We start from the raw sequence: 6,692 nt of genomic DNA, 5'->3' as shown, positions 1-6,692 counted from the left end.
CGACTGTTGGACCAGTTGGTTCATCCAGCGATTGAACCGCTCTGCGTCAATGGCCTCATCGGTCTCGATGCTGTATGAGCCGATCGAGGTGTCGTGCTCGTGGTTGTGCTCGTCTTCCAGGAGATCGGGCTCGACCGACAGCACGTTCGCCAGGGAAAACCGCTTCGTGCCGAGCAGTTCACCCACCGGGATCCGCGCGTGTTCAGCCCGGACCAGGTGCGCAGCGGGGTTCAGCAGACGTAACTCGCGCTCGAGCCTCTTCACTGCTTCACCATCGACCGTCTCGATCTTGTTGAGCATGACGACGTCAGCAAAAGCTATTTGCTCACGCACAATATCGTCGCCGAGATGGAGTAGAAGATGGTGTGCATCGGCAACGGTAATGACCGATTCAAGTTCCACGCGCTCCAACATGGCCGCATCGGCGAGAAAACTCTGCAATACCGGAGCCGGGTCGGCCAGACCGGAGGTTTCGATGATCAGGCGATCGACCGGCCGGCCGGCACGCTGGAGCAGATCGTTGACCGCCACTGCCAGGTCCTTGCGCACCGTGCAGCAGATGCAACCATTGGTGATCTCGATAAGCGGCCGATCATCGGCGACGATCAGTTCCCCGTCGATGCCAACCTCGCCAAACTCGTTGACGATGACGCCGATGAAAGCGTCATGGCACTGATCTAGCAGGTGGTTTACGAGTGTCGTCTTACCGGCACCCAGAAAGCCGGTGATGATCGTGACGGGAATCATCCGGCTTGACGTTTCGAAGCTGCCAGAGCTGCGGCAGGATGGGGATTTTCCGCCGATGTAACCGGCTCGCGCATGTCCAGTCCGTGGCGATCACGAATGAAAATCGCCCCCACAACCAAAGTGATCAGCGACACAGCAACCGTGTAGAGAAGGCCGTGGAAGATGTCGCCACTGCCTACCACCATTGCCGTCGCCACGAAAGGCGCGAAGCCACCGATCCAGCCATTCCCGAATTGCAGTGCCACCGAGACGCCGCTATAGCGAACCTGTGTTGGAAACTGTTCAACGAGGAACGCACCCATCGGGCCATACACCATGGTCGAGAGGAAAATCAGCCCGAACAGCATCAGCACAATCATGGGCGCATTCACGCGGGCTGGATCGGCGACCAGCGGCATGCCGCGCTCAACCAGCACGCGACGTACCACGGCTTCGTCAAAACCGGGCAATGTTATTTCGCCAATCACGAGCCGCAGTTCGCCTTGCTGCTGCTGCAACGTATATGGAATACCTTGCGCGGCCAGGAATGAGCGGGCGCGCGTGCACGGCTTGGTCGCCTTTGGCTGAAAGAGTTGACCGACAAATGATTGTTCCTCACGACAGWCGCTACCCTCAATGACGACATGAGTCCGAGCGCGGAACTCTTCCAGCGCTGGATTCCCGTATTTGGCCATGCCCTGGAAGAGAGGCACGAACAGCAATGCAGACAGCAGACAGCCCGTCAGCATGATCCACTTTCGACCAACCAGATCTGAAAGCCAGCCGAAAAGCACGAAGAACGGTGTGGCCAGCACGAGAGCGATCGTGAGGTAGCCATAGGCAGATTGAGCGGGCAGCTTCAGCATGGTGGTGAGGAACTGCAGGCTGTAGAAGTGCGCCGTATACCAGATGACGGCTTGTCCTGCCACTGCACCGAAAATCGTCACCAGCACAATGCGTAGAGTGCGCGAATTTCCGAAAATGTCTTTGATCGGATTTCGCGAGCCCTTTCCGTGCGCCTTCATCTCGAGAAATATCGGCGACTCCTCCAGCCGCATACGCACATAAAGCGAATACGCGAGCAACCCCAACGACAGCACGAACGGCACACGCCATCCCCAAGAGGCAAAGGACTCTGCGGACAACGACGATCGCAGTACCAGGATCACAGTCAGAGAGGCGAGCAGCCCGAGGGTTCCAGTGATCTGCAGCCAACTCGTCGTGAAGCCGCGATGCCGCGGATCTGCGTGCTCCGYGATGTAAGTGACAGCGCCGCCGAACTCTCCGCCGATCGCCAGGCCCTGCACCAGCCGCAGCAGGACCAAAATCGCCGGGGCGGCCCAGCCGATGGTCTCGAACGTGGGGAGGAAGCCGATGGTCGCGGTGGCCAGGCCCATGATCATCATTGTCACAAGAAAGGTTTTCTTGCGTCCAACCAGGTCACCCAAGCGTCCGAAGACGATTGCACCGAAGGGCCTCAACACGAAGCCTGCGCCAAAGGTCGCGAGCGACGCGAGAATGGCTGCGGATTCGTTGCCCTTGGGAAAGAACAATCCGCTGAAGAACACTGCGAGGCTACCGTAGATGAAGAAGTCATACCACTCGAACACGGTGCCGAGTGCGGCGGCGAAGACCACGCGGCGCGTTTCACGGGGGGTCCCTGGCGTTGCGGGGGATGCGTTTATGTTTGTTGTCATGTCCATACTCCTAGATGTATGGCGGTGCCGTCAGGCACCGCTCCGCTTGTCGATACGCGCAATGAAGTCGCGCAGGATGGCGTTAAAACGCTCGGGTTGCTCCAGCATCGGGAAGTGCGCAGCGGCGGGGACCAGCTGCAGTATGGCACCAGGAATACCGGCCGCGAGTGCCTGGGATTGCGCAGGTGGCGTGATGGCATCCTCTTCGCCGCAGACGACGAGCGTCGGCAAAGTCAGATGCTCAAGCTCCTCACGGCTGTCAGCCTCGTTGAGTGAAACGATGGCTTCGCGCGCGACGAAATTTGGAGTCTGTGCGACCTGTTCGCGAGCGAACGCCACCAGTTCGGGCGATGCGGCTGAGCCGAACGAGCGATCGATCACCGCCTGGCTTGCGGCGACGATACCGAGGCGATCAATCGCCTCCAGCACATTCTTCACGCGGACGTCAGGACCGAGTCCGTGCGGCGTTGCACCCACTAGCACCAGGGCGCGCAGGCGGTCTCCGTGCGTGAGTGCGAACCGTTGGGAAATCGTGCCGCCCATTGAGAGCCCCACGAGAATCACGTCTTTGAGGTCTAACTTGTCAAACAGCAACACCAAATCGGCCACGAAGGCGTCAATTGTGTAACGGCGAGTCTGCGGACGCGCCGAGCGACCATGCCCAGGCAAGTCCAGTATCACCAATCGGTGATCCCGCGCGAACTCGCCGATTTGCTCGCGCCAGAACTCACCCGTTGTGGTGAAGCCGTGACAAAACACGAGCGTCGGGCCTTGGCCCGCCACCCGCACATGCATGTCTCCGATAGAAAAATTATTGTCCATGTGCATTTCCAGTTGGGGAATCGAACGCCCCACGTAGTCAAGCGCGAGGCGGGCTTACTCAGCAAACCTGATGCCAAGGCGCGTTTCCCGTCGACATGAACGCGCAAGCTGTTGATTTGTTGGAAGAAATTCCCCTTCCAGTCCTGCTTGACGCGGCAGAATATTGGCTGTAATCTCAAAATAGAGTCTCTAAATCTCATTATTGATACAAGTTATGCCTTTTCCAGAATGGTTTGGCTCCGGCCAGAATGAAGCTGAGCTACTGCGCCGCGTGCTGGATCACGTGTCCGACTGTCTCGTCGCGGTGGATACCGAAGGGCGCGTCGTGCTGATCAACGCGCCGTATTGCCGCCTGCTGGGCGGTTCACCCGGGGATTTCATTGGCCGGCACATCACCGATGTCGTGTCGCCAAAGACTCGGCTCCATCATGTTGCGCGGGGCGACACAACCGTGACCATGATGACGCTGGAAGTCCACGGCCACCAGCTGCTGGCGCGCCAGGTGCCTGTCTACCAGGACGAACGGATCATCGGCGCAGTGGGCCTCGCTCTGTTCTCCGATATGGCTGCGCTGAAAAAGGCGGTTGCCGTTGCTGCGGACGGCGACCGTGCCATTCACAGCTCGCCCACACCGTGGACCGCGCGGCACAAGCTCGCGGACATCTTGGGACGCGGAGCAAGAATGCATGCAGTGCGGGCAGCCATTGAACAGGCTGCCCCGCTGTCGTTGCCGGTGCTAGTGCAGGGCGAGACTGGAAGCGGAAAAGAACTGGCAGCCAGCGCCATCCACGCCCTGTCACCGCGAGCTCGGCGACCATTCGTATGGGTCAACTGTGCCTCGATTCCGGAGTCGCTGATTGATGCAGAACTTTTCGGCTACGAAGGCGGCGCCTTCACCGGAGCCCGAACTCGCGGAAAACCGGGCAAGTTCGAACTGGCGAGCGGGGGCACGCTATTCCTCGATGAGATCGGTGACATGCCACTGAGCCTGCAGGCCAGTCTTCTGCATGCTGTTCAGAATCAGGAGATCGTTCGAGTCGGTGGCGTTTCGCCGATTCCGATCGATACGCGAGTTGTTTGCGCCACCCATCGCGACCTGCAGGCCCGCGTAGATGCCGGCCAGTTTAGAGCTGATCTGTATTACCGGCTGAACGTACTCGGCGTGCGCATGCCCGCTTTACGTGAGCGCGATGACCTTGAATGGATGATCGAGCAACTGCTTGATCGCATGGCGCGACGAGAGGGTCTGYCAGGTCGCCGGATGCCACCAACGGTTCGCGCGCGATGGCTGGCCTTTGACTGGCCGGGCAACGTGCGCCAGTTGGAAGCAGCCGTGTTGCGCTTCCTGATTTCCGGCGATACCGAGCTGCCGGCTGGACGGCCAGCAAGGCGACTGGGGGATAACGCTGAAATGGGTGGAGCCTCGATAACGACCACTTTGCAGGCACATTTGGATCGCGAGCGCGACGCCTATATACGAAAGGCGCTCGCGGAGACCGCGGGGGACAAGGACGAGGCTGCGCGCCGACTCGACATAAGCCGGGCAACTTTGTATCGCGAGCTTCGGCGCTCGCCTGCATCGACATGAGGAAACTAGTGTGGGTAGCTCCGCACACAATTTGAACCACCAATCACCGCAATATACTCCGCTGCCGCCCAATAATCATTGTGTCGACAAAAGACGAGCCACTGCGGTTGCCGGGGCCATAAGTAACACGAAAATCTTCTGTCAGCGGAAAATTCGTCATGGATTCCAGAGTCGAAACCAGTTTTTCCCGCTGTAGCGATGGCGTTAATTGCAGTGTTTTGATCATCAGCTTGGCGGATAGAAAGCCCTCCATCCCCAAGAACGAAGCCGACTCCTTGGAGAAGCGTTTTACCAGCTCCACGTACTCGGACGACCCAACGCTGCGAGTGTTGTAGGGATACGGCACAGGCTGGGTAAACCGCAATCCGATGGCATTGTCACCAAGCAGCGAAATGGCCATCTCAGGAGAGACCACTGATAGCACTGTCGTGACAGGCAAGATAATGCCCTTCTCTTTTGCCTGGGTGACGAAGGCAGCCAGAGCTGGTGCGCTGCCCCCAAAAATCAGGGCGGCGGGACGCTGTTTTTCAATGCCCAGGAGTGTTTGAGTAAAGTCGGGCTTGGCCGAGGGTGGAAAAGGAGCCTCTACAAGCGGAACGAGCTTCTGGCGCGCCAAAGTCGTCGTCACACCACTAAGCGCCGCTCGGCCTTGCCCGTCGTCCTGATAGACCACGCCCCAGCTGCGCACGCCTGTAGTTGTCCCGATCTCGACGGCACTTGAGGCCTCATGAGCGAAGCTGGATCGAACAATAAACACGTAGCGATTGCCTGGGTCTTTCACAATCGGTGCGCCCGAAACGGCACCAATAAGAGGAATCTTGTTTTCGTTAGCGAACTTTGACACCTCAATAATCCCAGGTGTTCCCATAAAACCAAACAAGGCTAGGGCGCCCTGATCAACCAGCTTTCGGGCATTTTGGACCACAAGTTCCTTGTCAAACTTGTCGTCCAAAATCAATAGCTGAATCCGCCGGCCATGAATGCCTCCAGAAGCATTCACCGATTCGAAAAGAATTCGCGCCCCTTCTCGAAACTGTTGTGCATTGATACTGGCGACCCCCGTAAACGGAAGCGACATTCCAAGCACAATATTAGGCGGATCAATGGCTATGGCATGTTGAGCAATGCCAAACAATGACAGACCTGCACCAAGTGTCGAAGCCTGATTTAGAAAAGTCCTGCGATCCATGGTTCACCTCATTTCGGTTTGCTTTAAAAGTGAGTGCATTGGTGCCAAACCGCCAGACCGGCTCCCGCGCTCACCATTCAGCGGGACGATTTCGAACTACCTGGAATGAACGCGAATTACAGATCCAGCACGAGCATCGGCGTCACAGCGCGCGAACAGCACGGCATAAACTGGTCATTCGCGGCTTGCTCCTCAGTTGTGAGATACATGTCACGGTGTTCAGGCACACCCTCTAGTACGCGTGTGAGGCAAGTTCCGCACACTCCTTGCTCACACGACGTCTGCACCTCGATTCCAGCCGCCTTCAACGCTTCAACGACGGTTTTATCCTTGGGCACGTTCACGACTTTCCCCGAGCTCGCCAGCTTTACCTCGAAACTGCCATCCGCGTCCGACCTCGCAACATCACCGGAAAAGAACTCGTAGTGCAGCTGTGATTCGGGCCAACCCTTGGCTCTGGCCGTCTGAAGCACGGCGTCCATAAAGCCTTTAGGTCCGCATACGTAAAGATGAGTCCCAACCTGGTGGGTGGCGAGCAATGCCCCGATATCGAGTTTTTGCTCTGGTTCCCCATCGTCAAAATGGAAGTGCGCATGGGCCGCGAACGGGGACGATTGGATTCGTCGCAAGAACGCAGTCCGGTTGCGCTCTCGCGTGCAGTAATGCATCT

6 protein-coding genes are annotated in these 6,692 nt (G+C 58.1%); 1 reads left to right on the top strand and 5 read right to left on the bottom strand.

What is annotated here, in order from left to right; all coding sequences use genetic code 11:
- The 3 genes from AC1D0P_RS19585 to AC1D0P_RS19575 all read right to left on the bottom strand — a co-directional run.
- Positions 1 to 747 (bottom strand): CobW family GTP-binding protein (locus AC1D0P_RS19585; protein ID WP_477678284.1); only part of this gene is annotated, 747 nt, incomplete at its 3' end.
- Complete coding sequence (locus tag AC1D0P_RS19580; protein WP_477678283.1) at positions 744 to 2,423, bottom strand: MFS transporter; 1,680 nt, start codon at positions 2,421 to 2,423, stop codon at positions 744 to 746. The genes AC1D0P_RS19580 and AC1D0P_RS19585, both read right to left, overlap by 4 nt.
- Before the next feature lie 30 nt (positions 2,424 to 2,453).
- Positions 2,454 to 3,245, bottom strand: a complete 792-nt coding sequence (locus tag AC1D0P_RS19575) for an alpha/beta fold hydrolase (protein WP_477678282.1) — start codon at positions 3,243 to 3,245, stop codon at positions 2,454 to 2,456.
- 214 nt (positions 3,246 to 3,459) lie between these two features.
- Here AC1D0P_RS19575 and AC1D0P_RS19570 point away from each other — a divergent pair, with 214 nt between their 5' ends.
- Positions 3,460 to 4,833, top strand: coding sequence for a sigma-54 interaction domain-containing protein (locus AC1D0P_RS19570; protein ID WP_477678281.1), 1,374 nt, complete (start codon positions 3,460 to 3,462; stop codon positions 4,831 to 4,833).
- A gap of 43 nt (positions 4,834 to 4,876) precedes the next feature.
- Here the strand turns inward: AC1D0P_RS19570 and AC1D0P_RS19565 are convergent, their stop codons facing one another.
- Complete coding sequence (locus AC1D0P_RS19565) at positions 4,877 to 6,022, bottom strand: ABC transporter substrate-binding protein (protein ID WP_477678280.1); 1,146 nt, start codon at positions 6,020 to 6,022, stop codon at positions 4,877 to 4,879.
- 116 nt (positions 6,023 to 6,138) lie between these two features.
- Positions 6,139 to 6,692: flavin reductase family protein (locus AC1D0P_RS19560; RefSeq protein WP_477678279.1), on the bottom strand; the 554-nt coding region annotated here is incomplete at its 5' end.

Source organism: Polaromonas sp. P1_G2 (assembly GCF_056405515.1).
The sequence above is the reverse complement of the archived record's forward strand: the minus strand, read 5'-3'. Positions and strand labels throughout refer to the sequence as shown.